General features: G+C 34.2%; 18 protein-coding genes. 6 read left to right on the top strand and 12 right to left on the bottom strand.

Features of this window, described 5'->3' with window-relative positions; genetic code table 11:
- Nucleotides 1-27: 27 nt before the first annotated feature.
- From H033_RS0100730 to mvaD, 7 genes are all read right to left on the bottom strand, one after another.
- Nucleotides 28-999 (bottom strand): deoxyhypusine synthase family protein, encoded by a 972-nt coding sequence (locus H033_RS0100730; RefSeq protein ID WP_026836603.1) that lies wholly within the window; start codon nt 997-999, stop codon nt 28-30.
- Complete coding sequence (speB, locus tag H033_RS0100725; RefSeq protein ID WP_026836602.1) at nt 992-1870, bottom strand: agmatinase; 879 nt, start codon at nt 1868-1870, stop codon at nt 992-994. Before speB ends, H033_RS0100730 begins: the two co-directional genes overlap by 8 nt.
- Nucleotides 1871-1951: 81 nt before the next feature.
- Complete coding sequence (locus H033_RS0100720) at nt 1952-3355, bottom strand: arginine decarboxylase (protein WP_026836601.1); 1404 nt, start codon at nt 3353-3355, stop codon at nt 1952-1954.
- Between the two features lie 330 nt (nt 3356-3685).
- Entirely contained in the window at nt 3686-4561 is an 876-nt protein-coding gene (locus tag H033_RS0100715; RefSeq protein WP_026836600.1) for a pseudouridine synthase, read from the bottom strand.
- Nucleotides 4562-4632: 71 nt separating this feature from the next.
- Nucleotides 4633-5538 (bottom strand): geranylgeranylglycerol-phosphate geranylgeranyltransferase, encoded by a 906-nt coding sequence (locus H033_RS0100710; protein WP_026836599.1) that lies wholly within the window; start codon nt 5536-5538, stop codon nt 4633-4635.
- A gap of 15 nt (nt 5539-5553) precedes the next feature.
- Nucleotides 5554-6492 (bottom strand): mevalonate kinase, encoded by a 939-nt coding sequence (locus tag H033_RS0100705; protein ID WP_026836598.1) that lies wholly within the window; start codon nt 6490-6492, stop codon nt 5554-5556.
- Nucleotides 6493-6562: 70 nt separating this feature from the next.
- The gene (gene mvaD / locus H033_RS0100700) at nt 6563-7654 is read right to left on the bottom strand and encodes a diphosphomevalonate decarboxylase (protein WP_026836597.1); all 1092 of its coding nucleotides are present in this window, start codon (nt 7652-7654) and stop codon (nt 6563-6565) included.
- A 98-nt stretch (nt 7655-7752) separates the two neighbouring features.
- On the opposite strand from mvaD, the gene H033_RS0100695 reads away from it, so the two are divergent.
- Nucleotides 7753-8232, top strand: coding sequence for a TspO/MBR family protein (locus tag H033_RS0100695; protein ID WP_026836596.1), 480 nt, complete (start codon nt 7753-7755; stop codon nt 8230-8232).
- Nucleotides 8233-8239: 7 nt separating this feature from the next.
- Here the strand turns inward: H033_RS0100695 and H033_RS0100690 are convergent, their stop codons facing one another.
- On the bottom strand, nt 8240-9454 hold the full coding sequence (locus H033_RS0100690; protein ID WP_026836595.1) for an NAD(P)/FAD-dependent oxidoreductase: 1215 nt from the start codon (nt 9452-9454) through the stop codon (nt 8240-8242).
- 47 nt (nt 9455-9501) lie between these two features.
- Nucleotides 9502-10188 (bottom strand): glycerophosphodiester phosphodiesterase, encoded by a 687-nt coding sequence (locus H033_RS0100685; protein ID WP_026836594.1) that lies wholly within the window; start codon nt 10186-10188, stop codon nt 9502-9504.
- A 147-nt stretch (nt 10189-10335) separates the two neighbouring features.
- Between H033_RS0100685 and H033_RS0100680 the strand changes: the two genes are divergently transcribed.
- The 5 genes from H033_RS0100680 to H033_RS0100655 all read left to right on the top strand — a co-directional run bounded on the left by H033_RS0100680 (nt 10336) and on the right by H033_RS0100655 (nt 13556).
- Nucleotides 10336-10857: a DUF421 domain-containing protein gene (locus H033_RS0100680; RefSeq protein WP_026836593.1), complete on the top strand. Its 522-nt coding sequence runs from the start codon at nt 10336-10338 to the stop codon at nt 10855-10857.
- Nucleotides 10858-10865: 8 nt separating this feature from the next.
- Nucleotides 10866-11120 (top strand): SemiSWEET family sugar transporter, encoded by a 255-nt coding sequence (locus H033_RS0100675; protein WP_026836592.1) that lies wholly within the window; start codon nt 10866-10868, stop codon nt 11118-11120.
- Between the two features lie 548 nt (nt 11121-11668).
- On the top strand, nt 11669-12370 hold the full coding sequence (gene gntA, locus H033_RS0100665) for a guanitoxin biosynthesis heme-dependent pre-guanitoxin N-hydroxylase GntA (protein ID WP_026836591.1): 702 nt from the start codon (nt 11669-11671) through the stop codon (nt 12368-12370).
- Nucleotides 12371-12373: 3 nt separating this feature from the next.
- Nucleotides 12374-12991, top strand: a complete 618-nt coding sequence (locus tag H033_RS0100660) for an FMN-binding negative transcriptional regulator (RefSeq protein ID WP_026836590.1) — start codon at nt 12374-12376, stop codon at nt 12989-12991.
- Complete coding sequence (locus tag H033_RS0100655; protein ID WP_026836589.1) at nt 12978-13556, top strand: DUF1989 domain-containing protein; 579 nt, start codon at nt 12978-12980, stop codon at nt 13554-13556. Before H033_RS0100660 ends, H033_RS0100655 begins: the two co-directional genes overlap by 14 nt.
- Nucleotides 13557-13805: 249 nt before the next feature.
- On the opposite strand, the gene H033_RS0100650 is transcribed toward H033_RS0100655, so the two are convergent.
- The 3 genes from H033_RS0100650 to H033_RS0100640 form a co-directional block, all read right to left on the bottom strand.
- Nucleotides 13806-14513, bottom strand: a complete 708-nt coding sequence (locus H033_RS0100650) for a TerC family protein (RefSeq protein ID WP_026836588.1) — start codon at nt 14511-14513, stop codon at nt 13806-13808.
- Between the two features lie 102 nt (nt 14514-14615).
- Nucleotides 14616-15110: a nuclear transport factor 2 family protein gene (locus tag H033_RS0100645; protein WP_026836587.1), complete on the bottom strand. Its 495-nt coding sequence runs from the start codon at nt 15108-15110 to the stop codon at nt 14616-14618.
- A gap of 260 nt (nt 15111-15370) precedes the next feature.
- The gene (locus tag H033_RS0100640; protein WP_316928617.1) at nt 15371-15841 is read right to left on the bottom strand and encodes a GyrI-like domain-containing protein; all 471 of its coding nucleotides are present in this window, start codon (nt 15839-15841) and stop codon (nt 15371-15373) included.
- Between the last annotated feature and the right edge of the window lie 20 nt (nt 15842-15861).

Here is a 15861-nt window from a genome sequence, read left to right as displayed (position 1 = left end):
AGCTTTCAAAATATATTTTATCTAGATCTACATATCTAATAAGTATGCAAAAATAAGTGGTGCAACAATAGTAGCATCACTTTCTATGATAAATTTAGGAGTATTGATATCTAATTTTCCCCATGTGATCTTCTCATTTGGAACCGCTCCGGAATAAGATCCGTAGCTGGTTGTAGAATCAGAGATCTGGCAGAAATAGTTCCAAAAAGGAGTATCTGTACGTTCCATATCTTGGTATAACATTGGCACCACGCATATTGGGAAATCTCCCGCAATACCTCCACCAATCTGGAAGAAACCAATTCCTTCCTTAGAATTTTCTGTATACCAATCTGCTAGGAAAGTCATATACTCGATCCCAGATTTCATAGTGCTTGCCTTTAATTCACCTTTTAATACATAAGATGCAAAAATGTTCCCCATGGTACTATCTTCCCATCCTGGAACGACCATTGGAAGATTTGCTTTTGCAGCAGCATACATCCAAGAATCCTTAATATCTATTTCATAGTACTCTTCTAAAACTCCGGAAAGTAATAATTTGTACATGTATTCATGAGGAAAATAACGTTCTCCAGCAGCTTCAGCATCTTTCCAGATCTTCACGATATGCTCCTGAATCCTTCTGAATGCTTCCTCTTCTGGAATACACGTATCTGTAACTCTATTTAATCCTTTTTCTAAAAGATCCCATTCATCTTGAGGAGTAAGATCTCTATAGTTTGGCACTCTTTTGTAGTGAGAATGCGCAACTAGATTCATTACATCTTCCTCTAAATTGGCACCAGTACAAGAAATTATTTGCAATTTGTCCTGACGGATCATCTCTGCAAATATTTTTCCTATTTCTGCAGTACTCATGGCACCTGCAAGAGACACCAACATTTTAGAACCTTGAGCTAATTGCTTTTCATAAGCTTCAGCAGCGTCTACAAGAGCAGCGGCATTAAAGTGTAAATAGTATTTTTTAATAAATTCTGAAATCGCTCCTTTACTCATCTTCGTCTTCGTCTGGGTTATGATTCAAATATTTGAACTTATAGCTCAACATTTTATAATATAATTTTGCTGCAAGAAAATCGGAAGATTTATCCACATCATTTGGACAAAGCTCTACAATATCAAATCCTACTACATTTTTCTTTTTGAATATCATTTTCAGGAATTCCAAAGTTTCATACCATAGTAATCCGCCTGGTTCTGGTGTTCCCGTAGATGGCATAATAGAAGGATCAAAAGCATCCAGATCTATCGTGATAAACACATTTGGTGTCATTTGTCCAATTGCATCTTCTGTCCAATTTTCGTAAAGATCATCACCAAAATAGACCTGATTTTCGTCCATATGCTCTAATTCTGTGACATCCATAGATCGAATTCCTACCTGAACAAGGTTAGTGGTTTTTCTAGCTTCATGAAGCGCACAAGCATGATTGAATTTAGAACCTTCATATTCTGGTCTTAGATCTGCATGAGCATCTATTTGCACAACGGTAAGATCTGGAAATGATTCATTAAAGGCACGAATGGTACCAATACTCACAGAATGTTCTCCTCCAAAAATAGTTACAAATTTTTCCTGGTTGATGTAATTCTTGGTTGTTTTGTGAACAGCTTCTACCATTTTCTCTGGTGAAGAGTTTTCTGTTACTGGCGGAGCCAGGTAAATACCTTTTCTGTAAACTTCTGAACGCGTTTCAATGTCGAAAAGTTCCATGTTCTCTGAAGCTTCTAAAAAAGCATCTGGTCCTTTATCTGCGCCTTTTTGCCAGGAGCTTGTTCCATCATAAGGAACAGGGATTAATACCACTTGTGCATCGTCTAAACGTGCATATTTTTCTGGTATCCCGGCGTAATTCTTTTTGCTCATTGCTTGATTTTAAAAGTTTTAAGTTGACTCCCTCATTGAGGGTTTAAATTGTAATGGTTAAAGTTATAAATTTTTTTAAATCTATTTGTTTCTATCGTATCCCAAGATATGTAATAGATCTTCGGCATTCTGTTGCTCACTAAATACTTTAGTTGTCAATGTGCCATCTTTTTCCTTGTCTATTAGGATGTGTTTTGGTTGTGGAATCAAGCAGTGTTGTAATCCGCCAAAACCACCAATGCTTTCTTGATACGCTCCTGTATTAAAGAAACCTATAAAAAGCGGCTTTTCCTTTTTATACTTCGGAAGATAAATTGCGTTAGTATTTTGTTCAGAGTTATAATAATCGTCACTATCACAAGTAAGTCCACCTAATAAAATACGCTCATATTCATCATTCCATCTATTTATAGGCAACATCACAAATTTCTTGCTAATAGCCCAGGTGTCTGGAAGTGTGGTGATGAAAGATGAGTTTATCATGTTCCACTTCTCACGATCATTTTGTTGTTTTTGGTATAGGATCTCATAAATAGCTCCTCCGCTTTCTCCAACTGTGAACGATCCAAATTCAGTAAAGATATTTGGCACTTCTACTTCATATTCTTCACAAGTGAGTTTTATCTGGTTGACGATCTCTGACACCATATATTGGTAATCATATTCAAAAGCTAGAGAATTCTTTATAGGAAATCCGCCACCAATATTAAGACTATCTAAACTTGGACAAACCTTTTTAAGGTCGATATATACCTTTAAACACTTATTAAGCTCATTCCAATAATACGCAGTATCGCGAATTCCTGTATTTATAAAAAAGTGAAGCATTTTAAGCTCTACCTGTGGGTTGTCTTTTACCTTTTTATTGAAAAAAGGAACAATATTTTTGTATCCAATTCCTAATCTGGAAGTATAGAATTCGAATTTTGGCTCTTCTTCAGAAGCTATTCTAATTCCAATTTTATAAGGATCGTTGATCTGCTCAGAAAGAAGATCGATCTCTTCATAATTATCTATTATAGGAATACAATTCTTATGACCCTCATTTAAAAGATCTGCAATATTGCTTATGTATTGGTCTCTTTTAAAACCATTGCAAATAACATATGCGTCTTTATGGAGTTTCCCTGATTTTTTTAATTTCTGAACGATGTTAATATCAAACGCAGATGAAGTTTCAATATGAATATCATTATTTAAAGCTTCGTTTAAAACGTGCTCAAAATGAGAGCTTTTGGTACAGTAACAGTAATTATACTTTCCTTTATAATCGTGTTCCTTAATTGCATTCTTAAACCATTCTTTTGCTCGATTTATATTCTCAGATATCTTTGGGAGATAGGTGAATTTAAGAGGTGCACCATATTGCTCTACCAATTTCATAAGATCTATACCATGAAATTGCAGCTCGTTATCTTCTAGTTTAAATTCTTCCTGAGGAAAATAAAAAGTTTGCTCTATTAAATCGCGATATTTTGTGTTCAATGCTTTGTTTTAATTGTTGGTTAAAAATTAGGGATTAAATTATACTGTCAAAAGGATTGACTCGTAAATTATTGTTAAGATAAATTGAAGGGAAGTCGCTAATTTTAAGCGCGCTAAGATTTGTCGAACCTAGGGCTGAATTAAAAACTTGAAGCTCAATGGCTTCACTTGAAAATAACATCAACGTTATCAATTGAGTTTATTTAATTCTAAATCTGAAAATTTCTACTTTACTTGTTACTAAAAATGAATATTTAAAAAGCAATTCACTTATTAGTCAAGCAAATGTATAAAAAATGTTAGTTGAAATTACATTTTTTGACCTAAGGCTTAAAGCATTTTTATATTTATGATCTCTTGCTTGGTAAGAGTTCTGTAATTCCCTCTTGGAAGATCCTTTTTCGTTAGGCCGCCAAAGGTTACTCTGTCTAGTTTTTCCACCTCAAAACCTAAGCTTTTAAATAGACGTTGTATCACGTGTGGCTTTATACTATTGGTCTCTATTCCCAATTCATTTTTAGGTCTATTGTCTATATAACTTACCTCTTGAACTTTTACTTTTCCATCTTCTAGGGTAACTCCGTCTTCTATTCTTTTTAATTCTTCAAAAGAAATAGGCTTATTGAGTTCTAAATGATAGATCTGTCTAATTCCGTTCTTTGGTTTTCCCAGTTGTTTTTCCAAAGTCCCGTCATTGGTAAACAAAAGAAGTCCAGTAGCTTGACGGTCCAGTTTTCCAACAGGCGCTACTTTGGATTTTGTTGCATTAGCTATTAGATCCATTACCGTTCTGGAACCTTTTTCTAAACTTCCAGTGGTAAAGAAACCTTTAGGCTTGTTCAATAGAATATATTCTGGTTTCTCTGGAATAACACGTCTCCCATCAAATTTCACTTCTTCGGTAGGTTTTACACGGTATCCCATTTCGGTGACTATCTTGTCATTCACAGTTACATTTCCTGCGCCAATATAGATATCTGCATCTCTACGAGAACAAGCACCAGAATTTGCGATATATTTATTAAGTCTTATTCCTTCAGGCTTAGGACCAGTTTTCGCGGCTGGTTTAACGGCACCTTTAGGAGCGCTTTTTGGAGCAGAATCTTTCTTAATAGGAGCATTTCCTCTAGCCATAGATTTTTTCTTTGGCCCACCACCTTGTCTTCCACTAAACTTTTTCCCTGAAGAATTATCATTCCTGCTCATAACGCTAATTTTTTGCAAAGATACTAGATAATTCTTTCTCTTTATATTTTAACACTTAAAGATTTTTATTCTTAAAAAACTCTACTAAAAACTTCTTTGTAATCTATAAGTAGGATACTAAAAACCCCCGCAACTATAATTAGCTTAAGTATATTATGCAGTATTAAATATTGCCACTTAGCATTACTGAAATAAAGAAAAAGTAAAAAGAAAATAAGAAGGAGCAAAGAAGAGTAAAAATAGTAATCCATTAAACCTGTATCGAATCTTGTTGTTAAAAGCAAGATGGGAATAACAGCGAGGACAGTGAGCACGGAAAGAAAAAATTTACTCCAATTTTCACCATAGACCACTGGGATTGTTTTATAATTCTGAATAAGATCTCCTTTTAAATTCTCCAAATCCTTTACCAGTTCTCGCATCGCGATCATAATGAATAAAAAAGTGGCGTGGATAAAAATAACGGTCTCAAAATTTCTATAATAAATGAATACCACAAAAAATGGGGTTATGGCTAAGATACTGGCCATAATATTACCAAGAAAAAGGATTTTTTTGATCCTATGTGAGTATAACCAGATCGTGAAAATATAGATAGAAAAGAAAACCACTGCTCTAAAAGACACATAACTGGCAAAGAAGATCGCAGCAAAATTTAAAATGAAATATACCGAAAGTTTGGTGCGCTGACTAATAAGCCTGTCAAGCATCGTTTTTTTAGGCCTGTTTATTAGGTCTTTCTCACTATCATAAAAATTATTGATAATATATCCCGAAGCTATAACGGTGGCCGAAGAAAGTATAAGGAAAAAGAGATTTGGATCGAAAAACACATCTCTCAACTCTAAGCCAGGCGCAAGAATGAATGCTGCAGTAAGATATTGTGCAATTATAAGAATGAGAATATTATAGCCTCGTACTACCGAAAACAAACTCAACATCTTAAGCATTAAAAGTTTGTTCTTAGCTGGCGCCATGTAATTCGGTAGGTTTTAGAAGTTGTAAACCACTTCTAAATTATAATCTTTTAAAGATTTTTTAGCCTTTTCTATATCCTCGGTGAAACCTAAAATGTATCCACCACCACCAGAACCACAAAGTTTCAAGTAATAATCGTTAGAGTCTATTCCTTGTTTCCACAAATTATGGAATTGAGTAGGGATCATTGGTTTAAAGTTGTCCAAGACAACATGAGAAAGTTTTTTAATATTTCCGAACAAAGATTTGATATCTCCTTGTAAAAAATCATCTACACAAGCATCTGTATGTTTGATAAACTGATCTTTAACCATTATTCTAAAAGGTTCCTGTTTCATGTTTTCCATAAAGATCTGCACCATCGGCGCAGTCTCACCCATAGAACCACTGTCTAATAAAAAGACAGCACCTTTTCCGTTTTCAGTTTGAGATGGAATTCCGGCAGGCTCAATATTATCTTTAGAATTAATTAAAATAGGAATGCTTAAATAACTATTTAAAGGATCTAGACCAGAAGATTTACCATGGAAGAAAGATTCCATTTCCCCGAAGATCTTTTTCAGTTTTAATAATTTTTCTCTTGTTAGATTTTCTAAGACCGTGATCTTACCTGTAGCATATTCATCATAAATTGCTGCAACCAAGGCACCACTGCTCCCAACTCCATATCCCTGAGGGATAGTAGAATCAAAATACATCCCATTTGAGATGTCTTTATTTAATTCATCTAAATTAAAATGTACTAAAGAAGGATTAGAAATTTCTAATTCGCCTAAATGTTTAGCAAAAGCTTGAAGGCTTTTATTAGATTCTATAGCTTCTTCAGAAGGATTTTCATCCACCTTTAAAGCACCATTATAAAAATTGTATGGTATAGATAAACCTTTGGAATCCTTGATGATCCCGTATTCTCCGAAAAGCAAGATCTTAGAATAAAATAATGGTCCTTTCATAAGCTTTTAATATTCTGAATTGAATAGAATTCTAAACGATAGATTTCGAGGCAAATATAATCAATTAAAACTACAATTTTTTTGAACCTAAACCTATACTGTCAGATATAAATTGATTTTTTTCGCAATACACAAGTAATTTATCCTCAATGAATTGAAAAACTTCAGTCTTATTTTTTTCTGGATACAATACATGAACATTTGCCCCAGCATCCAATGTAAAACAAACAGGTAGTCCGGTTGCTTCTCTAAAATCCCATATTTTATTAATGATTTCCAGGGTGTTAGGCTTCATTAAGATGAAATATGGCTTGCTGCTCATCATCATTGCATGCAGTGTTAAAGCCTCACTCTCCACTATTTCAATAAAATCATTTAAATTTCCTGATTTAAAAATGTCTTTTAGCGCAGCTAAATTTTTGTGTGCTTGTTTAAAACGCTCTTCCGCAAAAGGATGGTCGTGCATTAAATTATGCCCCACACTGCTGCTCACTTTTTTCTCTCCTTTATCTACCAATAAAATAGTATCCTGATAGTTTTCAAAAACTTCATGAACCTTGTTTGGGTACTCAACACCATAGAGATTTGAACTTCCATCAATGTTAGCGTGCTCACCCCAAACAACTAGTTTGCCCTGCACGCTTCTGCATGCACTTCCCGATCCTAAACGAGCAAGAAAGGATGCTTTTTTATAAAAATAATCTTCAGAAATACTTGAAGAAAGTTGTTTTTCTAAACTCATTATACATAATGCCAAAGCACTCATTCCACTAGCAGAAGAGGCAATCCCGCTACTATGAGGAAAGGAATTTTCAGAATTTATAATAAGTTTATAGTCCATTAGATAAGGACAATATTCTTCTATTCTTTCAAAAAAAGTATAAATTTTAGGCTTAAAATCTTCTTTCTTTTGACCCTCAAAATAAAATTCGAAATCAAAAAGGTCTCCCTTCTGTTCAGAATCTTTTTTACGAGTAAACTCTAAACTGGTTATTGTTTTACAATTATTCAACGTAAAACTGATAGAAGGATTTGCAGGAATTTGATTCTTTTTTTTACCCCAATATTTTACCAAAGCAATGTTACTAGGCGATTGCCAAGTAACTTTACCGGTATTAATTGTCTCTAGATTAGATTGTGGTATAAAATCTTTTGCTTTCATCCTCCTGAAATTTTAGACAAATATACTTTTTTAGTTAAGAGATGATAACTCATGATTTCAAATAATTCCCTATTTTAGGTTGCCAAACCAACTAAAAAATGACTTCTAAATTCTTTGTACGAGTTTTCCTTGCTCTGGGCATTTGTCTGTTCATAGGTTTTTTTGGGTCTCTTGCTACTCAAACAAGTATTGGAGGTTGGTATTTACAGCTTAATAAACCTAGTTTTAATCCGCCAAACTGGATATTCGGACCTGTTTGGACGGTATTATATATATTAATGGGAATTGCAGCGGGAATAGTTTGGAATAAAGGTTTTTATCATAAATGGGTTCAAATAGCCTTATATCATTTTGGGTTTCAACTTTTGCTAAATGCTTCCTGGTCCTTGCTTTTCTTTGGGTTGATGGAACCCTTTTGGGCATTATTGGATATAATAGCGCTTTTTATAGTCCTTCTTTTGACCATTAAATGGTTTAAAATTGTAAATAAAACTGCGGCATATTTACTTATTCCTTATGCTATTTGGGTAGCTTTTGCAGCGGTCTTGAATTTTGAGATCTGGAGACTGAACTTGTAATATTTTATTAATCTAGACTAGTCATTGCCTTGGCAGCTAAGTAGCCACCAGTCCATGCATTTTGAAAATTAAATCCACCTGTAATGGCATCTATATTTAGAACTTCTCCTGCGAAATATAAATTTTTCTGAAGCTTACTTTCAAAGGTTTTAAAGTTCACTTCATTAAGTTTAATACCCCCGGCAGTTACAAACTCTTCCTTAAAAGTGCTTTTTCCATCTACAGAAAACTCCGATTTTGTAAGTTGCTCACTAAGTGTGACTAATTGTTTTTTATTAATATCTGCCCAAATATCGGTTTCTGATATCCCTGAAGCTAGAACCAAACTTTTCCATAATCGTTTTGGTAAGTCAAATTGAGCGTATTTGGTAAGTTGCTGTTTAGCATGTTTCAATTTGAGCTCTAACAATTGCTCTAGAATTTCTTCAGAATTTTGATTTGCAAGCCAATTTACCTGGATCTCAAATTTATAACTAAGCTCATTCAACTCTCTGGCACCCCAGGCAGAAAGTTTTAAGATTGCCGGGCCACTTAATCCCCAGTGAGTAATTAAAAGAGGACCTTCATCTTCCATATTTATTTCTGGAATTTTCACGCTAGCAAAAGTGGCAACTCCCGGAAGTTCTTTAATTCTCTCATCTTTTATGTTGAATGTAAATAATGAAGGCACTGCGGTTTCCATTTGATGCCCTAAACCTTCCAATAATTTCCAGATCTTCGGATTACTTCCTGTGGCTACAAGAAGTTTTTCAGCAGAAAAATCTCCATTATTAGTATTTATAAGCCATTGCTCATTTTCTGAAGTTATATTCTGAACAGAATGATTTTTAAGGATCTCAATACCTAATCGCTGAGTTTCAGAAAGAAAACAATCTATAATAGTTTCCGAAGAATCTGAAACAGGGAACATTCGCCCGTCTTCTTCAATTTTCAATTCAATTCCGCGTTCTTCAAACCAGGCAATCGTATCTCCCGTCATAAATGAATGAAAAGGACCGCGAAGCTCTTTTTCTCCTCTAGGATATTTTTTTATTAGTTCGCTTGGAGTAAATTCAGCATGAGTAACATTACATCTTCCACCTCCCGAAATACGCACTTTAGTAAGCACTTCTTTTCCTCTTTCCAAAATTAATATTTTGGCATTTGGATCTAATTCAGCAGCGTTGATAGCAGCAAAGAATCCTGCAGCACCACCCCCAATAATAATAATATCATACTTCATTCAGAAAAAATTGAAAGCGCAAAGTTAGCGGTTTTCAGAGTAGCATTTTAGCCAAGTCTATCTGGATAGTCTGAAATTATTCCATCTACGCCAAAATCGATCATTCTGGCAATATCTTCTGGCTCATTCACCGTCCATACATTTACATTAAATCCTTCATTATGGGCATCTATAACACTTTGTCTGGTAATAATTCCAAGAGAAGGGTGAATAGCGGTAGCGTTCAAGACCTTAGCCCATTCTATTGCTTCCTCTACACTTGCTTTACTAAGTATTGCAATAAGAATATTGCTATTTATTTTTTTTACTTCTAGTAATTCATTTTCTTGAAAGGAAGAAACTAGAATACTCGAGTATTCCCAGCCTTTATCTATATAATTAGAAATAATAGCGCAAGTGCCTTTTGCGGTATGCAAACCTTTAAGCTCTATATTAATAGAACATTTGCCTTCAATAAGATCTAAAACCTCGGTTAGCAAAGGGATTTTATAACCTCCTTTAAGCGTTAATTGCTGAAGTTGCTCATAAGTCTTGGTAGTAACTTCTCCAATACCATCACTCAATCGGTCTAGTGTGAAGTCGTGAAAAACCACCAGTTCTCCCGAAGCGCATAAATGAACATCTATTTCTATTCCGTCTATTCCCATTCCCAATGCGAGTTTGATGCTTTCCAGAGTGTTTTCGGTACAATGTCCTTTCGCCCCGCGATGACCAATTTTATAGATAGGATTCATAATTTATAGTTATTTTATTGACAGTAATTTTTAAATTTCAATTACAACTAGTAAATTAATGATATTCAAATTCAATTATACTACTTGATTAATAATTTGTAATATAATAGTCGAAAAAAAACCAAGAAATAATTTAAAGAATTAGATATGGAAAAGTGGTTTGAAGCATCTTGGACATCTGTTGTGGCAATTTGTATCACAGCAATTGGAATTTATCTGGCAGTAATAATATTTACAAGATTAGCAGGGAAACGTAGTTTTTCTAAAATGTCTAGTTTTGATTTTGCAATGACGGTAGCAATAGGATCTATCATTGCGACTACAGTTCTTTCAAAATCTGTAAGTCTTACAGATGGTGTAGTTGGACTTGCAATGGTTTATATACTTCAACTCTCTGTCGCTATTTTAAGGCGATCTTCAAATGTAGAAAAACTTGTTGATAACACTCCGTTGATGTTGATGGATGGAACAGAGATATTGTATGAAAACTTAAAAAAGGCGAGAGTCACAGAGTCAGATCTAAGATCGAAATTAAGAGAAACCAATGTGTTAGAACTCTCCCAAGTTAGAGCGGTGGTGTTTGAAGCAACAGGAGATATTTCGGTTTTGCATACTAAAGATGAAAATGTAGAACTGGAAGATTGGTTAATGGAGGGCGTTACTAGGTAAACTGAAATATGGAATGGATAAATATTATAGGATTGGCTGCGGGGCTATGCACTACAGTAGCAGTAATCCCTCAGATAAAAAAAGCATGGGAAACTAAAAAAGTAGAAGATGTCTCCCCAACAATGTTCAGTATTTTAATTGTCGGAATTTTTTTGTGGGTAGTCTATGGAGTTCTTAAAAATGATATTCCCATAATTGCTACTAACAGTATTTCTCTAACTCTGAATGGAATAATGCTTTACCTTATGTTGAAATATCGTTAAAAAGATTGCCAAATCTTATAAATTATAGCAGCACTCACTCCGAAAATAACATGCGCAACAATTAATTGCAGATAATATTTAATATTCCAATTTCTTTCTGGATGATTTTTGATTAATTAAAAGAAAAATTTCCAACCGAAAACGCCAATAATTCCTGCTGCAAAACCCAAAAGAGCTCCTGAAATAATGGAGATGGAACAAATTCTAATTTCCAAACCATTTCAAAAACCAAAACGAATAACCATCCAATCAAGTAATGTAATATCCAACCCGTACTGCTGTTTTTTGATAACTCTAATCTAAAAAATCTGATCTTGATAATACAATATTAAGCAGTTCGGGCTCTCTAAATTGCCTATATCTTATATTCGAAATAATATAGCTGAAAAATGTTATAATAGAGGTTGCTAGTACTCCAGGAACTAATATTCTTATTATTTCCATACCATGTTAATCTTTTTTAAAGTTAAACTAATTTATTCTTAAACACTTTCACAAATTAAACTTGTAATTATAAATTTACTTTTTACAACCAAAAAACTAAGATCATGAGGCCGGTAATTGAAAACAAAGCAAAACATGAACGCTTAGGTGTAGATGATAATAAAAAGGTTAAAGCTGAATTTCAAAATTTTATCATTAAAAAAAATCATCCGTGTCTAATGGCGCAAACTGTTTTTAGTATGGATAAAGTCGATTTTCATGTATATGATAACTTCGGTTCTAATTATACTGCAATAAAAATCCTTAAGGATCTCAGGGCATATATCGAAAATTATGATTTCGAATCGAATGATTTTTTGACTTTTATGGCTGTATTCAAAGGAAGAAAAACCTTTACTGAGCAGCAATTCGAGGAGATTCTTTGGAAACAGCTGGATTTCTTACATGAAGTAGATACAGATTCTTGGGACCCTGCTGTGAGTAGTGATTCTTCTAATAAAGATTTCAGTTTCAGTTTAGGCGGGAAAGCTTTCTATATCGTTGGATTACATCCAAACAGTTCGAGAATGGCTAGGCAAACTCCTTATCCTGCAATCGCTTTTAATTTGCACTGGCAATTTGAAAAGTTGCGGGAAATGGGAACCTATGAGGTTGTAAGAGATAAGATTCGGGAGAGAGATACAGAACTGCAAGGAGATATAAACCCAGTGCTTCAGGATTTTGGTGAGAATAGTGAAGCCAGACAATACAGCGGAAGAAAAGTTGGAGATGAATGGAAATGTCCGTTTCTTTCTGGGAAAATCTAATACATGTATCAGCCAAAGAAATATAAGAAGCAAGACCCAGAATATTTATTTGAATTCATTAAACAACATCCTTTCGCGAGTTTTATTCTGAAAGGGGAACGTCTTTTGGCGACCCATATTCCTGTTCTCGTTGAGGGAAATCCTCAAAAATTTAGATTGTACTCCCATATTGCCAACCATAACGAACAACTTCAATATTTAAAAAATGATGCAGAGGCTCTAATGATCTTTCAAGGGGCTCATGGATATGTTTCTTCCTCTTGGTATCAGGAAAAGGATATTAGCACATGGGATTATTCTGCAGTGCATGTAAACGTTAAATTAAAATTACAATCCCGAGAAGAGCTAGAAACGTCTTTAGAGAATTTGGTTCATAGATTTGAAAAAAATCAGACGAAGCCATTATATTATAAAGATCTACCTAAGCAAATGTTAGAAGATCACCTTCCATTAATAACGGGGTTTTGGGCAGAGCCGGTTAAAATTGAAGGAGTGGCAAAATTGCATCAGACTTATAAAAAAGAGGATGTAGAATCTGTAATAGATCATTTAAGTGAGGGAGATGCGTTGAGTAGGGAATTGAGTAAAAACATTAAAGAAGAAAATAATGGAAGTCATTAAAAAACAAACTGGAGCTGCTTTTACTTTAAAGAAAGGACAGAAATTAAAAGTTTTGGATCCCCTAGGAGAGCAGGTGAGTGATATGGTTCTTTTTAATGCACAAGATACCCGCGAGAAAATTTCTTCAGGAAAAACCTTAGATTTTGAGGAAAATATACTTATTACGAAAGGGAATTTTTTGTGGAGTAATCGCAGTAGAAAAATGATGGAAATATTGGAAGACACCAATGGTAGAAACGATTTTCTTTTAGCTCCTTGTAGTCCGGAAACATTTCAGATAATGTATAACAATCCCGAGTATCACCCGAGTTGTTTTGAAAATTTATATACTAATCTCGAAAAGTTCAACATCCAGCCAGATGATGTGCCAACAGCTTTCAATATTTTTATGAATGTGCAGTTTGCTGCAGACGGTAAGTTACGTGTGGACCCGCCATTAAGCAAAGCGGGGGATTATTTGCTATTTCAGGCTCAAATGGATCTTATTGTTGCCTTAACCGCATGTTCTGCAGAAGACAGTAATAACGGCAGCTTTAAGCCAATTCATTATGAAATTTTAGATTGATCTTCACTGTCGTCCGACAAAAGATATAAGATCGCTGCGCTGCTAGATTCAAGACGTAAGACTTCATTTCAACTAATTGAAAATCAATATTTTAATCTCTATGAATTTTTCAAAAAGGAAAAATAATTCTGTTTTCCAATGGCAAGCTCCTAAACCTTGAAAACAGTCTTAATCCACGTTACTTCTAGCCTCACCGAAATTCTGAATTTTTTTACTGGACAATACTAATTGAATTAATAGTTCTCTGCTTTAATTATTCTTCTTTCTAAACCTCATATTCAGCATTTCAATAGATAAGGAGAAGAAAACTGCAAAATAGATGTAGCCTTTTGGTACATGATAATGAGCTCCTTCAATAATTAGCATTACTCCTATTAAAATTAAAAAGGAAAGAGCAAGAATTTGAATTGTAGGATGCTTGTCCACGAAATCTCCCACGGGTCTCGCAAAAATCATCATAACAATTATAGAAATTACCACTGCGATGATCATTAATAATAGTTGGTCAGTAAGACCAATAGCGGTTAAAATAGAATCGAAAGAAAATATAATATCCAAGAGCATGATTTGAACGATCGCATATCCAAAAGAACTAACGCTTTTCACCGTTTGTTCCTCATGCTGGCCTTCCACTTTATGATGAATTTCTAGAGTGCTTTTTACCAGTAAAAATATTCCACCTCCAATTAATATGATGTCTCTCCAGCTTAATTCGAAACTTCCAAAAGTAAGTACAGGTTCTGTAAGTCCTATGATCCAAGTGATACTCAAAAGCAGTAAAACCCTCATGATTAATGCGGCAGAAAGTCCGCCTAGGCGTGCCTTTTTTTGCTGATGTTTAGGCAGTTTTGCTGCAACTAAAGAGATAAAAATAATATTATCTATTCCTAATACAATTTCCATAAAGGTTAATGTAAGGAGGGCAATCCAAGTATCTGCTTGTAAAAATATTTCCATGAAAGTGGTGTTGGCAGTTATTACGGCGGAAAATTACTAAAATTATAGGGAGATTTGAAAAGAGATTTTGATAAATAATAAATCCCTTTTTGCCTTTATAAGCTAATGCACACTAACAACTTTAGTGATAAACCATTTCGATTCTTTTTTCTCCCAAAAGATCACAAATTTCCCAATTTGAGAAGGAGTGTCTGCACTTTCCTGGTTGTTTTTGAATGTGTGTTCGCCAAATTCTATTGCTCCAAAATCCTTTATGGGGTAGACTTCTATACTGCCAGGCACTAAATGCCTTGTAACTTTTCCGCAGATATTTTTTTCTGTTGCATCCAGAATTCCTTGTTTTGAAGTCATCAATCCGCCTTGATCGTGAAAGAATTCTATATCCTCAGCATATATGGATTTCTGCATTTCTAAGTTGCAACTGTTATAAGCATCAAAAAACTGAGTGTCCATTTTTACAATTTCCTCGTATAATCCAGGATCGTCTGGTATATATTTATCTCCTGCTGTTTTTTCTATGTTCTTGCATGAAGTGCATGAAGAAATTAAAATTAAAGGAAATAGTAGGAAGAGGATTTTAACTATTTTGCTATTCATAGTTTGCTTTTGAAAATGGAAACTAATTTAGTTATTTAAAGGTCGGTAGTTAAATGCGTACAATTTATAGTCCTGACTAATTGATTGTTAATAATATAAAAATAGATTTTTAGTCTGTTCTAGCGCAGTCGAGAACTATTAATATGTAAAAATCAGGTATCGACTTTAGCCTGTATTAAGTGAAGTCGAAATGCTCAACCTTACATCCGAAGCACCCATGAATATTTGAACATGAAATTACTTACTGACTCTATAATTATTTATTTTGCTTTTATGGGGAACCATAATTCTTCTTCGGAAGTGGGATCTTCATTTTTGTGCTTTTCGCCCATCACTGCAAAATGCGGACGATGAACCAATTTATATTCTGAAGTTGGAAACCAATCTTGGATTATATTTCTATAAGCTTCTGAAGCCTCACTACCTCTTCCTTTATAATTGAAAACAGCATATTTCCCGGAAGGAATAATTAAAGTCTCCATTTCTGATGGGATAGTATCGAAATGAGAAACCTCAACTGCAGCCCATTTTTCAAATTCTAGTGTAGGATCAAAATCTTTGAAAAAGTTCGCAGTATTGTATACTTCTACTGAAAAGAGCTTGTTTTCCAAGACATTCGCTATTTCTTTTCTGCGAGGCATAAAATTTTTCCAAAGATTTTGAGTTTGGAGATTGGAAAAGGACATCTTCATATTTTTTCCAACTAGTTTTATTTCTGAAATGCTTTCAATTCTGGGTTGTATGTTAAAAG

The organism is Gillisia sp. JM1, assembly GCF_000424645.1.
Taxonomy (GTDB): Bacteria; Bacteroidota; Bacteroidia; order Flavobacteriales; family Flavobacteriaceae; genus Gillisia.
Note: the sequence above shows the minus strand (reverse complement) of the source record. Positions and strands in the feature narration are given on the sequence as shown.

What these genes read in the sequence shown, in the direction of transcription:
- speB (WP_026836602.1), bottom strand. Translation starts at nt 1,870, where the DNA reads ATGAGCAAAAAGAATTACGCCGGGATACCAGAAAAATATGCACGTTTA.
- mvaD (WP_026836597.1), bottom strand. Translation starts at nt 7,654, where the DNA reads ATGAAAGCAAAAGATTTTATACCACAATCTAATCTAGAGACAATTAAT.
- H033_RS0100705 (WP_026836598.1), bottom strand. Translation starts at nt 6,492, where the DNA reads ATGAAAGGACCATTATTTTATTCTAAGATCTTGCTTTTCGGAGAATAC.
- H033_RS0100695 (WP_026836596.1), top strand. Translation starts at nt 7,753, where the DNA reads ATGACTTCTAAATTCTTTGTACGAGTTTTCCTTGCTCTGGGCATTTGT.
- H033_RS0100680 (WP_026836593.1), top strand. Translation starts at nt 10,336, where the DNA reads ATGGAAAAGTGGTTTGAAGCATCTTGGACATCTGTTGTGGCAATTTGT.
- H033_RS0100715 (WP_026836600.1), bottom strand. Translation starts at nt 4,561, where the DNA reads ATGAGCAGGAATGATAATTCTTCAGGGAAAAAGTTTAGTGGAAGACAA.
- H033_RS0100660 (WP_026836590.1), top strand. Translation starts at nt 12,374, where the DNA reads ATGTATCAGCCAAAGAAATATAAGAAGCAAGACCCAGAATATTTATTT.
- H033_RS0100655 (WP_026836589.1), top strand. Translation starts at nt 12,978, where the DNA reads ATGGAAGTCATTAAAAAACAAACTGGAGCTGCTTTTACTTTAAAGAAA.
- H033_RS0100650 (WP_026836588.1), bottom strand. Translation starts at nt 14,513, where the DNA reads ATGGAAATATTTTTACAAGCAGATACTTGGATTGCCCTCCTTACATTA.
- gntA (WP_026836591.1), top strand. Translation starts at nt 11,669, where the DNA reads ATGAGGCCGGTAATTGAAAACAAAGCAAAACATGAACGCTTAGGTGTA.
- H033_RS0100730 (WP_026836603.1), bottom strand. Translation starts at nt 999, where the DNA reads ATGAGTAAAGGAGCGATTTCAGAATTTATTAAAAAATACTATTTACAC.
- H033_RS0100690 (WP_026836595.1), bottom strand. Translation starts at nt 9,454, where the DNA reads ATGAAGTATGATATTATTATTATTGGGGGTGGTGCTGCAGGATTCTTT.
- H033_RS0100710 (WP_026836599.1), bottom strand. Translation starts at nt 5,538, where the DNA reads ATGGCGCCAGCTAAGAACAAACTTTTAATGCTTAAGATGTTGAGTTTG.
- H033_RS0100675 (WP_026836592.1), top strand. Translation starts at nt 10,866, where the DNA reads ATGGAATGGATAAATATTATAGGATTGGCTGCGGGGCTATGCACTACA.
- H033_RS0100645 (WP_026836587.1), bottom strand. Translation starts at nt 15,110, where the DNA reads ATGAATAGCAAAATAGTTAAAATCCTCTTCCTACTATTTCCTTTAATT.
- H033_RS0100685 (WP_026836594.1), bottom strand. Translation starts at nt 10,188, where the DNA reads ATGAATCCTATCTATAAAATTGGTCATCGCGGGGCGAAAGGACATTGT.